This is a genomic window from Streptococcus mitis, assembly GCF_902159415.1.
Classification (GTDB): Bacteria; Bacillota; Bacilli; order Lactobacillales; family Streptococcaceae; genus Streptococcus; species Streptococcus mitis_BG.
Window position 1 is genome coordinate 142671 of sequence record NZ_CABGJU010000001.1, and the last position, 17233, is coordinate 159903.

The following is a 17233-nucleotide window of genomic DNA, read 5'->3' on the forward strand; positions in this document are numbered from 1 at the left end:
TTCTCTCTATTTCTGTTTCTTTTTGATTTTTTTCAGAAAATAGAAGAGAAAACATTGAATTTTTATTCAAAACATGTTATACTCATACAAGTTTTTGAGATAGAAAATAGAAAGAAGCAGACCTATGAATTTTTCATTTTTACCAAAGTATTTACCCTATTTTAACTACGGAGCTCTTGTAACTGTGCTAATTTCTATTTTAGTCGTCTTTTTTGGGACCATTATTGGAATGCTGCTAGCTTTCGCTCAAGGTTCAAAATTTAAACCCTTGGTTTGGTTGGCCAACCTTTATATCTGGATTTTTCGTGGAACACCCATGATGGTACAGATTATGATTGCTTTTGCTCTTATGAGTATCGATGCTCCAACTATTCAATTTGGCATTTTTGGAATCGAACTCTCTCGCTTGATTCCAGGAATTATCATCATTTCAATGAATAGTGGTGCCTATGTTTCGGAAACAGTTCGTGCAGGGATCAATGCAGTGCCAAAGGGCCAGTTAGAAGCTGCCTATTCGCTAGGAATCCGTCCGAGAAAGGCTATGCGTTATGTCATTTTACCCCAGGCCGTTAAGAATATCTTACCAGCTTTGGGTAATGAGTTTATCACTATTATTAAGGATAGTTCGCTCTTGTCGGCAATCGGTGTTATGGAGCTGTGGAATGGAGCTACTACGGTATCAACAACCACTTACCTACCTTTGACTCCACTGTTATTTGCGGCCTTTTATTACTTGATTATGACTTCTATCTTAACATTAGCCTTGAAAGCTTTTGAAAATCGTATGGGACAAGGAGATAAGAAATAATGACTGAAACACTTATAAAAATTGAAAATCTTCATAAAAGCTTTGGAAAGAATGAAGTTTTAAAGGGAATCAATCTTGAAATTAAAAAAGGGGAAGTTGTGGTCATTATCGGACCTTCTGGTAGCGGTAAGTCAACCCTCCTTCGTTCCATGAATCTCCTCGAAGAAGCTACAAAAGGGAAAGTCATCTTTGAAGGTGTCGACATTACGGATAAGAAAAATGACCTCTTTGCCATGCGTGAAAAAATGGGAATGGTATTCCAACAATTTAATCTCTTTCCAAACATGACGGTCATGGGTAATATCACACTTTCTCCTATTAAGACCAAAGGAGAAAGCAAGCAAGTAGCAGAGAAGAGAGCGCTAGAACTTTTAGAAAAAGTTGGCTTACCTGATAAAGCAGATGCTTATCCGCAAAGTTTGTCAGGTGGTCAGCAACAGCGGATTGCTATCGCGCGTGGTCTCGCCATGGAGCCAGATGTTTTGCTCTTTGATGAGCCAACTTCAGCTTTAGACCCAGAAATGGTAGGCGAAGTACTTGCAGTAATGCAAGAACTTGCTCAGTCAGGAATGACAATGGTTATCGTGACGCATGAAATGGGGTTTGCGCGTGAAGTCGCAGATCGTGTCATCTTTATGGCAGATGGTATTGTTGTCGAAGACGGAAGTCCAGAGCAGATTTTTGACGAGACCCAAGAACAAAGAACCAAGGAATTCTTGAGTAGGGTTTTGTAAGAGTCGTAAAATTATATCCATTTCGACTTTTTTAGGTGGATAGTTCGACAAGTTAGAGCAAAACTTCATTACTTAGTTTAGATTAAAGTTATAAATAAAAAGTAGGCATCAGCATTTGCTGATGCCTACTTTTTTGTAGTTAAAATAAGAAGGCAATGCTTGTAAGTACACCTAATATTACGAAAATAATTTTCCAAACTTGTTGGTTCTTTTTGAAAAGCTTATCAGAGTATAGTGCTAGTATCAGAAATATAAAAAATAGTATATATTTATTAAAGATTGGCATGGCTTTCCTCCTTTTATTGTAAGACTTCCATTACTTATATTATACATTATTTTTAATGCATAAACAAAAATAATATTTTTATTCTGTAGAGGGCCGTTATCTTCCAGTAAGATAATGACTGGTCTTCTAATTGAGTTTTCTTATAGCTTGTAACTATAAGAGGAGCTATCCAAAAAATGTTAGAGGCTCCAGATAATTTTTGGTATAATAGAAAATATTTGTTAGAAAAGAGAAAATACATGACACAGATTATTGATGGGAAGGCTTTGGCAGCAAAGTTACAAGGTCAATTAGCTGAAAAAACGACTAAACTAAAAGAAGAGACAGGCTTGGTGCCTGGCTTAGTCGTTATTTTAGTAGGGGATAATTCTGCTAGCCAAGTTTACGTTCGCAACAAGGAACGCTCAGCAATTGCAGCAGGTTTCCGTAGTGAAGTCGTTCGTGTTCCTGAGACCATTACCCAAGAAGAATTGCTGGATTTGATTGCCAACTACAATCAGGATCCAGCTTGGCATGGGATTCTGGTTCAGTTGCCTTTACCAAAACATATCGATGAAGAAGCTGTTTTATTGGCTATTGCCCCTGAAAAGGATGTGGATGGTTTCCATCCACTCAATATGGGTCGTCTCTGGTCTGGTCACCCAGTCATGATTCCATCAACACCAGCTGGCATTATGGAGATGTTCCGTGAGTATGGGATTGAGCTAGAAGGAAAAAATGCGGTCGTTATTGGTCGTTCTAATATTGTTGGGAAGCCGATGGCCCAGCTTCTTTTAGACCAGAATGCAACTGTAACCTTGACCCACTCTCGCACCCATAATCTAGCCCAAGTAGCTTCTAAAGCCGATATTTTGGTCGTAGCTATCGGTCGCGCCAAGTTTGTGACTACTGACTTTGTCAAACCAGGTGCAGTTGTCATTGATGTAGGGATGAACCGAGATGAAAATGGCAAGCTTTGTGGAGATGTTGACTATGATGCCGTTGCACCAATTGCTAGTCATATCACCCCTGTACCTGGTGGAGTTGGACCTATGACCATTACCATGCTAATGGAACAGACTTATCAGGCAGCGCTTCGTACACTGAACAAGGACTAGGAAGATGAAATTCGTATTTGACCTGGATGGAACGCTATCTTTTGACTACATGACCATAGATGAGGAGATTCAGCAGGTTCTTTTAAAAGCTGAAGATTATGGTCATGAGCTTGTATTTGCCTCAGCTCGCTCTTATCGAGATTGCTAGGGTTTATTAGGCCCTAAACTCAGTCAGCGCTTGGTCATAGGTTTGAATGGAGGCGTGGCTTATTATCTAGGGAAAGCCATCTATGAGAGAAATCTCGATGTTAGAGTTTATCTGGCGCTAGTAGATTATTGCCAGACCTATAATCTCCCTTTCTTTGTGGACGATTGCTTTGACTACAGTGGTCAGATTATTGAGAAGATTCCATTTTTCTCCAGTGTGGATCCCCTAAAGGTGGCTCGTCATCAGAAACTCGAGGACTTAGGGACTCCGATTAAGGTAGTCGTTTATATGGGAGACCATGAGGATTTGCTTGATGATCTGCTTGGTCAGCTAGAAAGACTGGGACAGGCTCATCTCTCCTATCATGCGCATGAAAAGTGCCTTTATGTTAATCCCTTGGACACTCATAAGGCGACAACTGTTGAAAAGTTATGTGGAGAGAACTTCATTGCTTTTGGCAATGACCAAAATGATATTGAGCTGTTTAAAACATCTCTCTACTCTGTCCAGATAGGCGATTTTGCTGGTCTTAGTCCATATACAGATGAAACGTTAGAGCTAAAAGGAGAACCTTCTCCAGCAGTAGCAGCTAAAATCTTACAGACCTTTGCGGAATTTAAGGGAAAATAGATAGAAGGAGGTTTGAACCTCCTTTTATAGTATAATGGAGTGAGAGGAAAAAAAGATGAAAGTGATTGATCAAACCTTAGTAGAAAAAGTCATTGTAGAAAGAACTCGTCACAGTCACAAGGGAGACTACGGTCGTCTTCTATTGATTGGTGGAACTTATCCCTATGGTGGAGCGATTATAATGGCTGCTTTAGGGGCGGTTAGAAGTGGCGCTGGCTTGGTAACTGTAGCAACGGATAAAGAGAATATTCCAGCTCTCTATAGCCATTTACCGGAGGCTATGGCTTTTGACCTTGATGAAAAGGAATTACTTGAGCAGCAACTGCAGAAGTCAGAAGTTGTCTTGCTGGGTCCGGGTTTGCGAGAGGATGCATTCGGAGAAGAACTCGTCAGACAGGTCTTTAATAGCCTCAGAAAAGACCAGCTTTTGATAATCGATGGCGGTGCTTTGGGAATATTGGCAAAAAATCAGTTTCCTCTTCCTGTTAGTCAACTTATCCTAACTCCTCATCAAAAGGAATGGGAAAGATTATCAGGTGTAGCTATTGAGCATCAATGCGAGGAGACGACTGCTAGGACTCTTTCTTCTTTTCCTCAAGAAACGATTTTAGTAGAGAAGGGGCCAGCGACTCGGATTTGGCAAGCTGGTCAGTCTGAATACTATCAACTAGAGATTGGGGGGCCCTATCAAGCAACTGGTGGGATGGGAGATACTTTGGCTGGGATGATTGCAGGTTTTGCAGGTCAGTTTCATCAAGCCTGTCTCTATGAGAGGATAGTGGTAGCGACTTACCTTCATTCAGCTATTGCTCAAGATTTATCTAAGGATAATTACGTAGTCTTACCGACAAGCATTAGTCAGCATATTCCCCTATTTATGAATAAAATATCAAAAAAAGACACCTGATTATTCAGGTGCCTTTTGAATGTTAGAAGAGTCCTTTAACTTTGTCAACAAGACCGTCAAGTCCTTCAGAACCTGAAATCAAGTCTTGGGCTTGGCTAAAGTAGTCACCGAGTTGATCTTTATTCTCTTCGATGAAAGATTTAGCAGCGTCGAAATCTTTTGTTTCGATTAATTCTTTAACTTTGTTAAATAAATCCATTGGGTTCATGATGTTTCTCCTTCTCTTCAATTCTATTCAATCATTTTTTTAAAAATCTTGCAAGAAACTTGACTCTTCAAATAAAGTTCATGGGTGTCAAATGGTGTAAATTTTGATATAATTTTTAGTGATGAATTTTAGAAATAATCGGTATGTGGTTGTAGATTTAGAAGCAACAAGTACCGGAAGTAAGGCAAAAATTATCCAAGTGGGAATTGTGGTCATTGAAGATGGTGAGATTATTGACCAATATGCTACAGATGTCAACCCTCATGAACATTTGGATTCTCATATCAAAGAACTAACGGGTTTGACTGACGAGCGCCTAGCGAAAGCTCCCGAGTTTTCTCAGGTGGCTGAAAAGATTTTTGAACTGGTCAAAGACGGTATTTTTGTTGCGCACAATGTTCAATTCGATGCTAATTTGTTGGCGGAATTTCTCTTTTTTGAGGGTTATGAATTGCGCACGCCACGCATTGATACTGTTGAGTTGGCTCAAGTATTTTATCCTCGACTCGAGAAGTATAATCTTGGGATTCTCTGCCAAGAGTTGGGGATTCCCCTTGAGCAAGCCCATTCAGCCCTGTCTGATGCTCAAGCAACAGCAGAGCTATTTCTCTGTATGAGGCAAAAAATGTTTCAACTGCCCAAAGGTTTGTTGGAACGTTTATTGAGCCTATCAGATAGTCTATTATATGAGTCATATATAGTAATTGAGGAAGTTTATCAGAAACAGTCCATCCTTGTGGAGCATGATCTAATAGAAGTTCAAGGCTTGTTTTTGAAAAAAGAAAAGTCACTTCTTTCTCCACGAAAGCTATCCAAAGATTTTCAGACCAATATTGCCTTATTGGACTTAGAAGATAGACTCCCACAAGCTAGCTTTGCTCAAAAAGTTCTTGATTTCCTACAAGATAAACAAATTGCCTTTGTTCAAGCTCAGACTGGAATTGGGAAAACCTACGGCTATTTGTTACCGGCTTTATCTCTGGAAAATGAAAAAGGGATTCTACTCAGTGTTCCTACTAAAATTCTCCAAAATCAGGTGATACAAGAAGAAGCTAGAAGACTAGAAGAGATCTTCCATCTTTCAATCCATAGTCTTAAAGGTCCACAGAATTATCTGAAACTTGATGCCCTTCATCTAGCTTTACAAGAGGAAGAAACAAATCGTCTTTATACACGCTTTAAAATGCAACTATTGGTTTGGTTAACAGAAACAGATACAGGTGACCTAGATGAAATTGGTCAGCTTTATCGTTATCAACAATTTTTGCCAAATCTAGTTCATGATGGTAAACTTTCCAAGGATTCCCTCTTTTGGTTAGAGGATTTTTGGAAACGGAGCCAGAAAAAGGCCCGTAGTTGCCAATTATTGGTGACCAATCATGCTTACTTGGTTACCCGTCTAGAAGATGACCCAAGTCTCTTAGAGGGGCGTCTCTTGATTTTAGATGAAGCCCAGAAAATCTTGTTAACCTTAGAAAATCTTTCACAGAAGTCTTTCTTATTAAATGATTTAGTGGATCAACTAGACCATATCATGGCTCAAGAAAGCGGGATGCTTCAAAGACGATTAATGGAGAGCATTCGATTTGAGCTTTGTCATCTGATGGATCAGTTTCTATCTGGGAAACGGAGAATGTGTCCAAGCACTACCATGATACAGTTGCGACAAGATTTTTCTGAATTAGATATGCCAATTCTCCACGAGTATCAGAAGTTTTTCTGCTCAGATGGTGAATTTTGGTTATCCGCTTCGGAGTTTTCTAGTAAGAAGGTTCTAATTTCTTCTAGTCGTCATCAACGTCTGCTCTTTTCTGAGATTTTTCCGGACTCCTGTCAGCTATTAGGTATCTCTGCAACTTTAGAGATTAGTAGTAGAGTTTCTTTGCCAGAGTTATTAGGATTTCCTGATGCTGCTTTTGATAGACTAGACGAACAATTTCAAGAAAACCAAGAAATCTTAGTTGTGAAGGATTTTCCATTGGTGACTGAAATTTCTCAAGAAGACTATGCTCAAGCTCTTGTCAATCTGATTGAAGAAGTAAGTAGCTTGAAAGAGCCTATCTTAGTATTGTTTACTTCGAGAGAACTTTTGTTAAAAGTCTCTGATTATTTGTCAATCCCTCATTTAGCGCAGTATAAGCATGGAGAACCAGCTCAGTTAAAAAAACGTTTTGAAAAAGGGGAGCGAGAGCTTTTACTGGGTGCAGGTAGTTTTTGGGAAGGTGTTGATTTTTCAGCTCATCCTCGTGTCATTGAGGTGGTGACGCGTCTTCCTTTCCAAAATCCTGAAGACCTTTTTACCAAAAAGATGAATCAGGAACTGCGGTTGGAAGGTAAGAATCCTTTTTATGACTATCAACTACCTATGGCTATTATTCGGCTAAAACAAGCACTTGGTCGAACAATGAGACATTCAAATCAGACCTCTATTGTCCTTATTCTAGACAGTCGTATGCTGACCAAACGATATGGTAAACAAATCGTGAGGTCTTTATCACAGAATTGTCGACTGGAAGAAACGAATCAAGGCCAAGTTATTTCCAAAATAGCTAAATTTTTTAAAAAATCATAAGAGAATTAGAAAAGTGAGAAGGAGAACTTTATGAAACGTCCTCTCGACTCTCGAGTCGATTATAGTTTGATTTTACCAGTATTTTGTTTACTGGTAATTGGTGTAGTAGCTATTTATATTGCTGTTAGCCATGATTATCCTAACAATATTTGGTCAATACTAGGACAGCAATTAGCTTGGATTACCCTCGGAATTATTATTAGCTTTGTTGTCATGTTCTTTAACACCAAGTTCTTGTGGCAAGCCACCCCATATCTCTATGGCTTAGGATTGATTCTAATGGTCCTCCCTTTAGTCTTTTACAATCCTAGACTAGTAGCTGCGACCGGAGCAAAAAACTGGGTATTTTTCGGAGGGATGACCTTATTTCAACCTTCTGAATTTATGAAGATATCCTATATTTTGATGTTAGCTTATATCATTGTTACCTTTACAAAGAACCATAAAAAAGATGCACGAACCATTGGGTTAGATTTTCTCCTAATTCTATGGATGGTACTCTTTACGATTCCTGTTTTAGTTTTGCTGGCCTTACAAAGTGACCTGGGGACAGCTCTCGTCTTCGTTGCTATTTTTGCAGGTATGGTTTTATTATCAGGAGTTTCTTGGAAAATTATTATCCCGATTTTTCTAACAGCTATGTCTGCTATTGTTGGATTTCTAGCCATCTTCATCACGAAGGATGGACGAGCATTTTTGCATCAAATTGGGATGCCGACTTATCAAATTAACCGTATTTTAGCATGGTTAAACCCCTTTGATTATGCGCAGACAACAACCTATCAACAGGCGCAAGGTCAAATTGCTATTGGTAGTGGGGGCTTGTTTGGTCAAGGATTTAATGTTTCCAATTTACTAATACCAGTTAGAGAGAGTGACATGATTTTCACAGTGATTGCGGAGGATTTTGGGTTTATTGGGTCAGTCATTGTGATTGCACTCTACCTTCTATTAATCTATCGCATGCTCAAAATCACTCTGAAATCCAATAATCAGTTTTATACCTACATTTCAACTGGTTTTATCATGATGTTACTGTTCCACATTTTTGAAAATATTGGTGCCGTTACAGGTTTACTTCCTCTGACAGGAATTCCTTTGCCTTTTATTTCTCAAGGAGGATCAGCCATTATTAGTAATTTAATTGGTGTTGGATTGCTCTTATCGATGAGTTATCAAACTCACCTTGCTGATGAGAAAAGTGGTCGAGCCAAGTTTAAACGTAAAAAAGTCGTTTTGAAAAAGGTCAAATAAGGAGGATAAGAATGTCTAAAGTAGCAGTTATGTTAGCCAATGGTTTTGAAGAAATTGAAGCCTTGACAGTTGTAGATATTTTACGTCGAGCAAATATTACTTGTGAAATGGTTGGACTGGAAGATAAGGTCACTGGTTCACACGGTATTCAAGTCATTCCAGATTTAGTCTTTGCGGGAGATTTGTCAGACTATGACTTGGTAGTTCTTCCAGGGGGGATGCCTGGATCAGCTAATCTACGTGACAATGAAGTCTTAATTGATGAGTTGCAAGGCCTGAATCAAGCTGGTAAGAAGTTAGCAGCAATTTGTGCCGCACCAATTGTCCTAAATCGAGCGGGGCTTCTTAGCGGTAAAAAATTCACTTGTTATGATGGTGTTCAAGAACAAATTGCAGATGGAAGCTATATCAAGGAGACAGTCGTGGTAGATGGCAATATCATTACTAGTCGTGGTCCTGCAACAGCTTTAGCTTTTTCTTATCACTTAGTTGAAATACTAGGTGGAGATGCAGAAAGCTTACGAAAAGGGATGCTTTATCAGGACATTTTTGGAAAATAATAAAAAAGAGAGAGGGATTTTCTACAAAAAGAGAATTTCTCTCTTTTACTATTAAAAATAAAGGAAATATTCGCATTTTTAATGGAAAAATGGTATAATGAGGAGGTGTAAAGTATCACGAATATAAATGGTTTTGACCAATTTCTAGTTGTCTTGCCATAAAGCTTTTAGTGAGATATCTGCCTTCAGATTAAGACATGTTGAAACGATCGTGGTACACAAATAAAGTGTTGACTTGTAAGAAAAAGGAAAAAAATGACAGAAGATATTAAAAACCAACAGGCACAAGATTATGATGCCAGTCAAATTCAAGTATTGGAAGGTCTGGAAGCCGTTCGTATGCGTCCAGGGATGTATATTGGATCAACTGCCAAAGAAGGTCTTCACCATCTAGTGTGGGAAATTGTAGATAATTCTATCGATGAGGCCTTGGCAGGATTCGCTAGTCATATCGAGGTCTTTATTGAACCTGATAATTCCATTACAGTTGTCGATGATGGGCGTGGTATTCCAGTTGATATCCAAGAGAAAACAGGACGACCTGCCGTTGAAACAGTCTTTACTGTTCTTCACGCCGGAGGGAAATTCGGCGGTGGCGGATACAAGGTATCTGGTGGATTGCACGGTGTGGGTTCATCTGTTGTAAATGCTCTTTCAACACAGTTGGATGTTCGTGTTCATAGAAACGGTAAGATTCATTACCAAGAATACCGTCGTGGCCATGTCGTTGCAGACCTTGAGATTATTGGAGACACAAATCGGACTGGAACAATCGTTCACTTTACTCCAGACCCAGAAATTTTTACTGAGACAACGACATTTGATTTTGATAAATTAAATAAACGTATTCAAGAGTTAGCCTTTTTGAACCGCGGGCTTCAAATTTCTATTACTGACAAACGTGAAGGACTTGAACAAACTAAGCATTATTACTACGAAGGTGGGATTGCGAGCTACGTTGAGTACATTAACGAAAACAAGGATGTTATCTTTGATACACCAATCTACACAGATGGTGAAATGGATGATATTACAGTGGAAGTCGCGATGCAGTACACAACGGGTTACCACGAGAATGTCATGAGTTTCGCCAACAATATTCATACCCATGAAGGTGGAACACATGAGCAAGGTTTCCGTACAGCCTTAACTCGTGTTATCAATGACTATGCTCGTAAAAACAAACTTCTAAAAGATAACGAAGATAACCTAACAGGTGAGGATGTCCGTGAAGGCTTGACAGCCGTTATTTCTGTCAAGCATCCAAATCCTCAGTTTGAAGGTCAAACCAAGACCAAACTTGGGAATAGTGAAGTTGTAAAAATCACGAATCGTCTTTTCAGTGAGGCATTTTCAGATTTCTTGATGGAAAATCCGCAAATTGCTAAACGAATTGTAGAAAAGGGAATCTTGGCAGCTAAGGCTCGTGTGGCAGCCAAACGAGCACGAGAAGTAACTCGTAAGAAATCGGGTTTAGAAATCTCTAATTTACCTGGTAAACTGGCAGATTGTTCTTCAAACAATCCAGCTGAAACAGAACTCTTTATTGTCGAAGGAGATTCAGCTGGTGGTTCTGCTAAATCTGGGCGTGACCGTGAGTTTCAAGCTATCTTACCAATCCGTGGTAAAATCCTTAATGTTGAAAAAGCTAGCATGGATAAGATCCTTGCCAACGAAGAAATCCGTAGCTTGTTTACGGCTATGGGAACAGGATTCGGCGCTGAGTTCGATGTTAGTAAAGCTCGCTATCAAAAACTCGTTATCATGACAGACGCCGATGTCGATGGTGCTCATATTCGAACGCTCTTATTAACTCTGATTTATCGTTATATGAAACCTGTTCTAGAAGCAGGATATGTTTATATCGCTCAACCACCGATTTATGGTGTTAAGGTTGGTAGTGAAATCAAAGAGTATATTCAACCAGGAGCCAATCAAGAAAAACAATTACAAGAAGCATTGGCTCGATATAGCGAAGGTCGATCAAAACCAACCATTCAACGTTATAAAGGGCTTGGAGAAATGGATGATCACCAACTTTGGGAGACTACCATGAATCCGGAACATCGTCTCATGGCTCGTGTATCAGTAGATGATGCCGCAGAAGCAGATAAGATTTTTGATATGCTCATGGGCGATCGCGTGGAACCACGTCGAGAATTTATTGAGGAAAATGCCGTCTATAGTACTCTTGACGTATAAAAGTGCGGAAAGTGTTTCCACTATTAAAAAAATATGATATAATCAATACAATTGTGTCAAGTATAAAAGGAGTTTGATATGTCTGATAATCAATTGATTATTACTTTGATTGCAGTTGCCGCTCTACTTATTGTTGCTTATGTAATGGCAGTTTTAATTCGTAAACGCAATAGTAGCAGACTTGCAGCTTTGGAACAAAGAAAAGAAGAACTTTACAACCTTCCTGTTAATGATGAGGTAGAGGCTGTGAAAAACATGCATTTGATTGGTCAAAGTCAAGTTGCATTTCGTGAATGGAATCAAAAATGGGTTGATTTGTCCTTGAATTCGTTTGCTGATATTGAGAACAATCTCTTTGAAGCTGAAGGGTTTAACAATTCTTTCCGATTTTTGAAAGCTCGTCAACAAATAGAGCAAATCGAGAGCCAGATTAGTCTGATTGAAGAAGATATTGATTCTATTCGTAAAGCTTTAGCAGATCTTGAAAAACAAGAATCAAAAAATAGTGGGCGTGTACTTCATGCTTTAGACTTGTTTGAAAGTTTACAGCACAAAGTAGCAGATAATTCTGAACAATATGGTGCAGCTTTACCTGAGATTGAGAAACAACTAGAACACATCCAGTCTGAGTTTTCTCAATTTGTAACCTTGAATTCTTCTGGAGATCCTGTTGAAGCTGCTGGTGTTTTAGATAGTACCGAAAATCATATTCTTGCTTTAACTCATATTGTTGATCGAATTCCAGCTATTGTAGCTAAACTGACAACTGAGTTACCAGAACAATTAGAGGATTTAGAGTCGGGTTATCGTAAGCTTTTAGATGCAAACTATCAATTTGTTGAAACAGATATCGAATCTAGACTTCAACTTTTGTATGAGGCATTAAAAAATAACCATGAAAATCTTCGAAAACTAGAACTTGACAATGCCGAGTATGAAAATGCTCAAATCCAAGAAGAAATTAATGCACTTTACGATATCTTCACACGTGAAATTGCTTCTGAAAAAGCTTTTGAAAAATTGATGTCTACGCTTCCTACTTATCTTGGACATTTGAAAGAGAATAACGAAGTTCTTGTTAAAGATATGGAGCGTCTAGGTAAGACATACTTACTTTCAGAGAGCGACGTGAACCGTGTTCGTCGTCTGCAAGCTGATATTACAGCAATGAGTACGACTGTTGAAGAGATGACAAGTGAGCAATCTGAAGTAACAGAACCATACTCTATCTTGAAAGAACGTTTAGAAAATCTTCAAACTACATTAAAAGATATTGAAGATGATCAAATCGGTGTTAGTGAGCGTTTGGTTCAAATTGAAAAAGATGATGTAAATGCTCGTCAAAAAGCAAATGTCTATGTAAACCGACTACATACCATTAAGCGTTACATGGAAAAGAGAAATCTTCCAGGTATTCCTCAAAAATTCTTGAAACTATTCTTTGATGCAAGCCATAGTACAGAGGATCTAATGGCTGAATTGGAACAGTCGCAGATTAATATTGAGTCTGTTAATCGTGTTCTAGAGATTGCAACAAATGATATGGAAATTTTGGAAGCTGAAACGTACAGTATTGTTCAAAATGCTACTTTGACAGAGCAATTACTACAATATTCTAACCGATACAGATCATTTGATGAACGTATCCAGCAGGCTTTCCATGAAGCCTTGCATATCTTTGAGACAGAGTTTGATTATCAAGCTTCTTTTGAAAAAATATCTCAAGCTTTGGAACTTGCTGAGCCTGGTGTAACTAATCGCTTTGTTACATCTTATGAAAAAACAAGAGAAACGATTCGTTTTTAAAAGATAAAATCAAAGATAAAATCCTAGAAAATTCTAGGATTTTTCCTTTTATATCGAATCAAGTTATACACACTTTTCATTGAAATTATAGTTCAAATTTGATATGATAAGACTATGACAAAAAAGAGAACAACCCGAAAGAATGATGAGAATAATAGTGTGAAATTAGGTTTCCTTGTAGGATTATTGTTTTTCACAATACTTGCTTTAGGTGGTGCAATCACCCATAAAGTATTAACTAAACAGAACTTTGAACAAAAGATTGAAGCATTAATATCTGAAAAAGATAGTGCTTTTTCGCAAGAAAGTCAAAAAGATCATTTCCGTAAAGATAAATCAGAAATTATTACCTACTATCCAATGAGAGGAGATAGTATTATTTCTCCTGTCAAAGATATCGTGATAAAAGATATTACAGATAAGGTAGAAGGAAAAGAACATCTGATTTTCTATTATTCAGAAAAAGGAGATTCTTCATTCAGAGGAATTGAAAATAGAGTAGTTAAAAAACAAGTCTATGATTTGTCAAATTCCAATCTTGTAGAATTAGAGAATACAACCTTAAATCAGCTTTATCTTAAAGAAGATGGCAATCTCTTCACTCTTGATCAATTCTTCAATGATTCTTCGGCAGCTAAAGGAAAATTATTAGAGGATATTAAATCAGCTCTTCTTGATAAGAAAGTAGAGCAAACACTTGTAAATCAAGTTATAGCTGACTTTTCGAACACGGATTTATCTAATTGGAAATTTGCCTACAAGGATAGTCAACTTATCATATACCCAGTAAATCAAACAGGAAACACAGGGGAAATAGGACTTCTTATTTCTGACTATTTTGAACTGATTAAAGTTGCGTATCTAGCAGAAAAAGATGCTAAACTGTATGAGACTATTCAAGGAGAAAAGCATAAAAAAGTTGTAGCTTTAACCTTTGATGATGGTCCTGATGGGAATACGACTCCTCAAGCTTTGGATATCTTAGCTAAGTATCGCATAAAAGCAACCTTCTTTGTACAAGGGAAGAATATAGCTGGTAATGAGTCCATTCTAAAACGAATGAAATCAGAAGGACATGAGGTCGGTAATCATAGTTGGAACCATCCAGTCTTGACGAAACTTTCTCTAGAAGATGCAAAGAAACAAATTACAGATACAGAATCTGCAATTACCAGTGTTCTTGGAACTAGTTCTAAATTGATGCGTCCGCCTTATGGAGCAATCTCTGATGATATTCGTAATAGTCTCGATTTAAGCTTTATTATGTGGAATGTAGACAGTTTGGACTGGAAGAGTCTGAATGAAACAAAAATTTTAACAGAAATTCAGCACCAAGTTAGCAATGGATCTATTATTCTGATGCATGATATCCATCAACCATCGATCAATGCGCTTCCACGAGTTATTGAGTATTTGAAAGAACAAGGTTATAGTTTTGTGACTGTTTCAGAACTTCTCAATTCTCGATTGCAACCACATCATATATATTATTCGCGTGAGTAGTAAATGATGACTATAGGCTTTTATAGATTTTTAAATTAAAGATAGAAAAAAATAACTTTTATCTTGACAAACTAGGGAAAACTTGATATGATATAAAAGTTGAGAAAAGCAGAAGTGAGAACTTCTCGCCTTGCGACTAACGTTGTCTGGCCCCTACGGATCAAGTTTCAGAAATGAACTATAATCATGTAGTGCGGATTTGCGTTAGCAAGTCCGCTCTTGTTTTTCTCTAAAATAAAAAAAGAGGTGAAAACCATAGCAAAGCAAGACTTATTCATCAATGATGAAATTCGTGTACGTGAAGTTCGCTTAATCGGTCTTGAGGGTGAGCAATTAGGTATCAAACCACTTGGTGAAGCGCAAGCACTTGCGGATGAAGCGAACGTGGACTTGGTTCTCATTCAACCTCAAGCTAAACCTCCTGTTGCGAAAATTATGGACTACGGTAAGTTCAAATTTGAGTACCAGAAGAAACAAAAAGAACAACGCAAAAAACAAAGCGTTGTGACCGTGAAAGAAGTTCGATTGAGCCCAGTTATTGATAAGGGTGATTTCGATACGAAACTTCGCAATGCTCGCAAGTTCCTTGAAAAAGGGAACAAAGTGAAGGTATCCATTCGCTTTAAAGGGCGTATGATCACCCATAAAGAGATTGGTGCAAAAGTTTTAGCCGAGTTTGCTGAAGCAACACAAGATATTGCTATCATCGAACAACGTGCTAAAATGGATGGTCGCCAAATGTTCATGCAGTTGGCACCAGCAACTGACAAAAAATAATTGTCGGAAAGTCAAATAAAGGAGAAAAAATCATGCCAAAACAAAAAACACACCGCGCATCAGCTAAACGTTTCAAACGTACAGGTTCTGGTGGACTTAAACGTTTCCGTGCTTACACTTCTCACCGTTTCCACGGAAAAACTAAGAAACAACGTCGTCATCTTCGTAAAGCATCTATGGTGCATTCAGGAGATTTCAAACGTATCAAAGCAATGCTTACTCGCTTGAAATAATCGCGTATTTGTAAGTTAACAATTCTAGGAAATATTGGAGGAAATATAAATGGCACGTGTTAAAGGTGGCGTTGTATCACGCAAACGTCGTAAACGTATTTTAAAATTAGCAAAAGGTTACTATGGAGCTAAACACATCTTGTTCCGTACTGCAAAAGAACAAGTAATGAACTCTTACTACTATGCATACCGTGACCGTCGTCAAAAGAAACGTGACTTCCGCAAATTGTGGATCACACGTATCAATGCGGCAGCTCGTATGAACGGACTTTCATACTCACAATTGATGCATGGTTTGAAATTGGCTGAGATCGAAGTTAACCGTAAAATGCTTGCTGACTTGGCTGTTAACGATGCAGCAGCTTTCACAGCTCTTGCAGATGCAGCGAAAGCAAAACTTGGTAAATAATTATTCACAAGACTGGTGCAAATTTGTCCCAGTCTTTTTTAAACAAAGGAGAAAAAATGGCATCAAAAATGCTACATACTTGCTTGCGAGTCGAAAATCTTGAAAAATCAATCGCTTTTTATCAAGATGCTTTTGGATTTAAGGAATTGCGTCGTCTAGACTTCCCAGAACACGCTTTTACCATTGTTTATCTAGGTCTTGATGGCGATGATTATGAATTGGAGTTGACTTATAACTACGATCATGGACCTTATGTTGTAGGTGACGGTTTTGCTCACATCGCTCTAAGCACACCTGACCTTGAGGCTCTTCATAAAGAACATAGCGACAAGGGTTACGAAGTGACAAATCCAAATGGACTTCCAGGAACACAACCAAACTATTACTTTGTTAAAGATCCAGATGGATACAAGGTAGAAGTGATTCGTGAAAAGTAATAAAAACTCCTCATTTGTCAAATTGAGTTAGACAATTTCACCTGACTCAGAAAAACTTGATAGGGAGGAGTGTAGGTCATTTATGTTAGTTTCTTTCAGACAAATGTGAGCGTTTATCTGAGACTAACATAGATGGCTTTTTCTGTCTAGCTTAATTTGACAAATTGGGATATAATAAAAATAACTTAACAAATTAGTGGGAGAAAAAAATGTCAGACCAAAATCCAAATGTAGAGCTAAACAAAGAAGAAGATAAACTAATTGTAGAAAATAATTCGGTGGAAGATATGAAGAATGCTTCAAAAGCAGTCAAGAAACCTTCGGCTCTTCTATCTTTCTCATTTTATTTGGCACTTACCTATATTCTTCTATTTATAACTCTTGCTTTATTTACTGCTCCATGGGGATTTGTATTCTTGATTTTTCTAGGTCCTAATTTAATTGCATACGCTATAGCAACTGTCTTAACACGGATAGGAATCAAGAAAGTAAATAAAACTGTCTTATATGTGAGTGCAGGATCTTATTTGCTTTCTGGACTTTTAGCATTCGACCCGGATTGGCAGATGTTTAGGGTTTTCCCTTATCTCTCACTAGTCCTGGTTCTAATCGGGATATTTTTAACGAAAGATACAAGTAACTAAGTTAAAAAAGCTAGGCGC

16 protein-coding genes, 1 pseudogene and 1 other annotated feature are annotated in these 17233 nt (G+C 38.1%); of the genes and pseudogenes, 16 read left to right on the plus strand and 1 reads right to left on the minus strand.

What is annotated here, in order from left to right; genetic code table 11:
* Positions 1-124 precede the first annotated feature (124 nt).
* The 5 genes and pseudogenes from FN031_RS00695 (at position 125) to FN031_RS00715 (ending at position 4610) form a co-directional block, all read left to right on the plus strand.
* The gene (locus tag FN031_RS00695) at positions 125-808 is read left to right on the plus strand and encodes an amino acid ABC transporter permease (protein ID WP_142556748.1); all 684 of its coding nucleotides are present in this window, start codon (positions 125-127) and stop codon (positions 806-808) included.
* Complete coding sequence (locus tag FN031_RS00700; protein WP_142556750.1) at positions 808-1542, plus strand: amino acid ABC transporter ATP-binding protein; 735 nt, start codon at positions 808-810, stop codon at positions 1540-1542. Before FN031_RS00695 ends, FN031_RS00700 begins: the two co-directional genes overlap by 1 nt.
* A gap of 525 nt (positions 1543-2067) precedes the next feature.
* Positions 2068-2925, plus strand: a complete 858-nt coding sequence (locus FN031_RS00705) for a bifunctional methylenetetrahydrofolate dehydrogenase/methenyltetrahydrofolate cyclohydrolase (protein WP_312847904.1) — start codon at positions 2068-2070, stop codon at positions 2923-2925.
* 4 nt (positions 2926-2929) lie between these two features.
* A pseudogene (locus FN031_RS00710) lies at positions 2930-3703 on the plus strand (HAD hydrolase family protein).
* Between the two features lie 55 nt (positions 3704-3758).
* Complete coding sequence (locus FN031_RS00715) at positions 3759-4610, plus strand: NAD(P)H-hydrate dehydratase (protein ID WP_142556754.1); 852 nt, start codon at positions 3759-3761, stop codon at positions 4608-4610.
* A gap of 22 nt (positions 4611-4632) precedes the next feature.
* Here the strand turns inward: FN031_RS00715 and FN031_RS00720 are convergent, their stop codons facing one another.
* A complete protein-coding gene (locus FN031_RS00720) occupies positions 4633-4818 on the minus strand; it encodes a hypothetical protein (protein WP_142556756.1) in 186 nt (61 codons plus the stop codon).
* Positions 4819-4939: 121 nt separating this feature from the next.
* On the opposite strand from FN031_RS00720, the gene FN031_RS00725 reads away from it, so the two are divergent.
* From FN031_RS00725 to FN031_RS00775, 11 genes are all read left to right on the plus strand, one after another.
* Positions 4940-7390, plus strand: coding sequence for a bifunctional DnaQ family exonuclease/ATP-dependent helicase (locus FN031_RS00725; protein ID WP_142556758.1), 2451 nt, complete (start codon positions 4940-4942; stop codon positions 7388-7390).
* A gap of 30 nt (positions 7391-7420) precedes the next feature.
* A complete protein-coding gene (locus FN031_RS00730) occupies positions 7421-8644 on the plus strand; it encodes an FtsW/RodA/SpoVE family cell cycle protein (RefSeq protein ID WP_142556760.1) in 1224 nt (407 codons plus the stop codon).
* 11 nt (positions 8645-8655) lie between these two features.
* The gene (locus FN031_RS00735; protein ID WP_142556762.1) at positions 8656-9204 is read left to right on the plus strand and encodes a DJ-1 family glyoxalase III; all 549 of its coding nucleotides are present in this window, start codon (positions 8656-8658) and stop codon (positions 9202-9204) included.
* Between the two features lie 255 nt (positions 9205-9459).
* Positions 9460-11406 (plus strand): DNA topoisomerase (ATP-hydrolyzing) subunit B, encoded by a 1947-nt coding sequence (gene gyrB, locus FN031_RS00740; protein ID WP_142556764.1) that lies wholly within the window; start codon positions 9460-9462, stop codon positions 11404-11406.
* 78 nt (positions 11407-11484) lie between these two features.
* A complete protein-coding gene (gene ezrA, locus FN031_RS00745) occupies positions 11485-13212 on the plus strand; it encodes a septation ring formation regulator EzrA (RefSeq protein WP_075567883.1) in 1728 nt (575 codons plus the stop codon).
* Positions 13213-13326: 114 nt separating this feature from the next.
* Positions 13327-14715: a peptidoglycan-N-acetylglucosamine deacetylase PgdA gene (gene pgdA, locus FN031_RS00750; RefSeq protein ID WP_142556766.1), complete on the plus strand. Its 1389-nt coding sequence runs from the start codon at positions 13327-13329 to the stop codon at positions 14713-14715.
* Positions 14716-14815: 100 nt separating this feature from the next.
* Positions 14816-14946, plus strand: a sequence feature (ribosomal protein L20 leader region).
* 15 nt (positions 14947-14961) lie between these two features.
* On the plus strand, positions 14962-15492 hold the full coding sequence (infC, locus tag FN031_RS00755) for a translation initiation factor IF-3 (protein WP_075567881.1): 531 nt from the start codon (positions 14962-14964) through the stop codon (positions 15490-15492).
* 32 nt (positions 15493-15524) lie between these two features.
* Entirely contained in the window at positions 15525-15725 is a 201-nt protein-coding gene (rpmI, locus tag FN031_RS00760; RefSeq protein ID WP_001125942.1) for a 50S ribosomal protein L35, read from the plus strand.
* Between the two features lie 49 nt (positions 15726-15774).
* Positions 15775-16134 (plus strand): 50S ribosomal protein L20, encoded by a 360-nt coding sequence (gene rplT, locus FN031_RS00765; protein ID WP_000124834.1) that lies wholly within the window; start codon positions 15775-15777, stop codon positions 16132-16134.
* Between the two features lie 56 nt (positions 16135-16190).
* Positions 16191-16571 (plus strand): lactoylglutathione lyase, encoded by a 381-nt coding sequence (gloA, locus tag FN031_RS00770; protein ID WP_004253875.1) that lies wholly within the window; start codon positions 16191-16193, stop codon positions 16569-16571.
* A 209-nt stretch (positions 16572-16780) separates the two neighbouring features.
* Positions 16781-17215: a hypothetical protein gene (locus FN031_RS00775; RefSeq protein ID WP_142556768.1), complete on the plus strand. Its 435-nt coding sequence runs from the start codon at positions 16781-16783 to the stop codon at positions 17213-17215.
* Positions 17216-17233 lie beyond the last annotated feature (18 nt).

Excerpts from the sequence above, each read along its gene's own strand:
- pgdA (WP_142556766.1), top strand. The coding sequence starts at position 13,327 with ATGACAAAAAAGAGAACAACCCGAAAGAATGATGAGAATAATAGTGTG.
- FN031_RS00700 (WP_142556750.1), top strand. The coding sequence starts at position 808 with ATGACTGAAACACTTATAAAAATTGAAAATCTTCATAAAAGCTTTGGA.
- rpmI (WP_001125942.1), top strand. The coding sequence starts at position 15,525 with ATGCCAAAACAAAAAACACACCGCGCATCAGCTAAACGTTTCAAACGT.
- gloA (WP_004253875.1), top strand. The coding sequence starts at position 16,191 with ATGGCATCAAAAATGCTACATACTTGCTTGCGAGTCGAAAATCTTGAA.
- FN031_RS00720 (WP_142556756.1), bottom strand. The coding sequence starts at position 4,818 with ATGAACCCAATGGATTTATTTAACAAAGTTAAAGAATTAATCGAAACA.
- gyrB (WP_142556764.1), top strand. The coding sequence starts at position 9,460 with ATGACAGAAGATATTAAAAACCAACAGGCACAAGATTATGATGCCAGT.
- FN031_RS00730 (WP_142556760.1), top strand. The coding sequence starts at position 7,421 with ATGAAACGTCCTCTCGACTCTCGAGTCGATTATAGTTTGATTTTACCA.
- FN031_RS00735 (WP_142556762.1), top strand. The coding sequence starts at position 8,656 with ATGTCTAAAGTAGCAGTTATGTTAGCCAATGGTTTTGAAGAAATTGAA.
- rplT (WP_000124834.1), top strand. The coding sequence starts at position 15,775 with ATGGCACGTGTTAAAGGTGGCGTTGTATCACGCAAACGTCGTAAACGT.
- FN031_RS00695 (WP_142556748.1), top strand. The coding sequence starts at position 125 with ATGAATTTTTCATTTTTACCAAAGTATTTACCCTATTTTAACTACGGA.
- FN031_RS00775 (WP_142556768.1), top strand. The coding sequence starts at position 16,781 with ATGTCAGACCAAAATCCAAATGTAGAGCTAAACAAAGAAGAAGATAAA.
- FN031_RS00725 (WP_142556758.1), top strand. The coding sequence starts at position 4,940 with ATGAATTTTAGAAATAATCGGTATGTGGTTGTAGATTTAGAAGCAACA.
- ezrA (WP_075567883.1), top strand. The coding sequence starts at position 11,485 with ATGTCTGATAATCAATTGATTATTACTTTGATTGCAGTTGCCGCTCTA.
- FN031_RS00715 (WP_142556754.1), top strand. The coding sequence starts at position 3,759 with ATGAAAGTGATTGATCAAACCTTAGTAGAAAAAGTCATTGTAGAAAGA.
- FN031_RS00705 (WP_312847904.1), top strand. The coding sequence starts at position 2,068 with ATGACACAGATTATTGATGGGAAGGCTTTGGCAGCAAAGTTACAAGGT.